2 protein-coding genes are annotated in these 2,378 nt (G+C 58.6%); one reads left to right on the forward strand and one right to left on the reverse strand.

The genetic code is table 11. The features are described from left to right. Positions 1-13: 13 nt before the first annotated feature. Entirely contained in the window at positions 14-1,393 is a 1,380-nt protein-coding gene (locus QZ522_RS19015; RefSeq protein ID WP_294615339.1) for an FAD-dependent oxidoreductase, read from the forward strand. A 10-nt stretch (positions 1,394-1,403) separates the two neighbouring features. On the opposite strand, the gene QZ522_RS19020 is transcribed toward QZ522_RS19015, so the two are convergent. Further along, positions 1,404-2,378 (reverse strand): IS30 family transposase (locus tag QZ522_RS19020; protein ID WP_294615336.1); only part of this gene is annotated, 975 nt, incomplete at its 5' end.

Consider the following 2,378-nt stretch of genomic DNA (forward strand, 5'->3'; position numbering starts at 1 on the left):
AACGGAGCGCGATATGACGACTCCGAGGGTTAAATCACCGCCGCGAAGCTTTGACCTAGAGGTAGGGGTCCTGATCATCGGCGCTGGAGCTTGTGGTCTAATTGCGGCCCTCTCAGCTCATGAGTCTGGCCAAGACGTTCTGGTGATTGAGGCCGATGCGCTACCTTCTGGGTCCACCGCTCTGTCGGCGGGGCTGATTCCAGCGGCAGGAACGAAGTTGCAACAGGCGGCAGGCATAGCTGACAGCTCGGCCCAGTTCGCAGCAGATATTCAGGCCAAAGCCCATGGTGAAAACGATCAGGGCCTTGTGGATCTCATGGCGCAGAATGCCGCCGATGTGATCGATTGGCTGACCGAGACGCATGGGCTTCCGTTCTCGGTTGTCGATGATTTTGATTATCCCGGCCATTCCAGCCGTCGGATGCACGGGCTGCCAACGCGGGCGGGGTCAGAACTGATCGACGCGCTGCGCAGCACCGCCGAGCATGCAGGCATCGACATCATCTGCGAGCGCCGCGCCGAGACGCTGTATTTTGCCGACGGCTCGGTGCATGGCGTTGCCGCGCGTCGCCCCGATGGTGGGGTGGAAACCATTGGCTGCAAGCGCTTGATCCTTGCCTGCAACGGCTTTGGCGGCAACCGCGCGCTGGTGGCCCAGCATATGCCCGAAATCGAAAGCGGCCTTTGGTTTGGCCATGATGGAAACCGTGGCGAGGCCGTGCTTTGGGCCGATGAGATTGGCGCAGCAACCCAGCATCTGGGCGCCTATCAGGGCCACGGCAATGTGGCCCATCCCCACGGTATCCTCATCACTTGGGCCACGATCACCGAAGGTGGCGTACAGGTGAACAGCGCAGGAAAGCGTTTCTGGAACGAGGCACAGGGCTATTCCGAGGCCGCACGCGCTGTACTGTCACAGCCGGGAGGTGAGGCCTTTGCCATCTTTGATACGCGGATCGCAGATGTCGCGCGGCAGTTCGAAGATTTTAAGCGCGCTGAGGCCCAGGGAGCGGTCAAAACCGCCACCACGCTGGACGAACTGGCCAAGGCCCTTGGACTGCCCGCCACTACGCTCAAGGAAACCATAGACACTCTTCCAACCGGTGGCACGGATGGCTTTGGCCGCAGCTTCGGAACAACACGTCTTGCGCCTCCCTATTGTGGCGTGCGGGTCACTGGCGCGCTGTTTCACACACAAGGGGGGCTGCGGATTGACAACTCAGCACGGGTTATTGCCTGCAATGGCTTGCCGATCCCCAATCTGTTCGCTGGCGGCGGCGCAGCCTGTGGTGTGTCTGGGCGGGGTGACAGCGGATATCTTTCCGGGAACGGCCTATTGGCGGCGGCTGTATTGGGACGCATCGCCGGAAATGCAAATGTGAGCGATACTTGAACCGCGACTCCTATTCCTTCTGAGGGTAGGCGGATCGACCCATTTCCTCCATCATTTTTTCGCGGAAGACTTCGGCGGGTGTTTTCCATCCGAGGCATTTACGGGGCGTGTTGTTGAGGCGATCGCAGATCACCTTCATATCGTGATCTGTGCATTGCCGGATGTCGCGCTTACGCGGGAGCCATCTTCGAAGCCTGCGGTTTGTGTTCTCGACAGTACCTTTTTGCCAGGGGCTGGATGGATCACAGAACCAAGTCTGTGTCCCGATCTCAGCCTGCAGGTGGGGCCAGCTTACAAACTCCGTGCCACGATCAAAGGTAATTGACTTGCGTGCAGGGAGGGGAAGATCACGGATGGCATCCATAATCTTTCCCATGACAGGTTTTGTCCGCTTATTTGGGTTCTTCCGGATCACTGTGAACCGGCTGACACGCTCGACGAGTGAGGTGACGTTGGTTTGACCAAGCTTCTGTTTGAACAGCATCAAATCAGCTTCCCAGTGACCGAACTGGCGGCGGTGAGCGACATCGTCGGGGCGGAAAAGGATACTGACATCGCGATGGAATTTAGGCTCTCTGCGGCGTCTGGTTCGCCGGGGCCTGCGCGCGACACGGTGCGTTGGAAGGTACCACCACAAATCTTCGCGCTGACCTTCCTTGGAATAGATGTAGCGGTAAATCGTTTCCTGGCAGACCCTTGGAATGGTCCTTTCATGGAGCATGCGGTTGCCGATTTGCTCGGGCGTCCATCCGTTTTTGATCCGCTCGATCACGCGCTGGCAAAGTTCGGGATGCGTGATCAGTTTGCGTTGTCGCGCGCGACGATCTGCGGCCATCATCTGGGCGGCCGCGCCGTAATAGCCATCACACTTTGGCATGCATTCATCAGAGAAATGATTGCGCTTAAGTTCTCGAAAGATCGTCGACCGACAGCGCTTCAATACACGCGCCATCTCATCAACAGGGACCTTCGCATGCCTCCAGCG

The organism is uncultured Roseovarius sp. (assembly GCF_913054395.1).
Taxonomy (GTDB): domain Bacteria; phylum Pseudomonadota; class Alphaproteobacteria; order Rhodobacterales; family Rhodobacteraceae; genus Roseovarius.

Bases quoted from the DNA above. Each gene is read 5' to 3' on its own strand.
- QZ522_RS19015 (WP_294615339.1), top strand. From the start codon at position 14: ATGACGACTCCGAGGGTTAAATCACCGCCGCGAAGCTTTGACCTAGAG.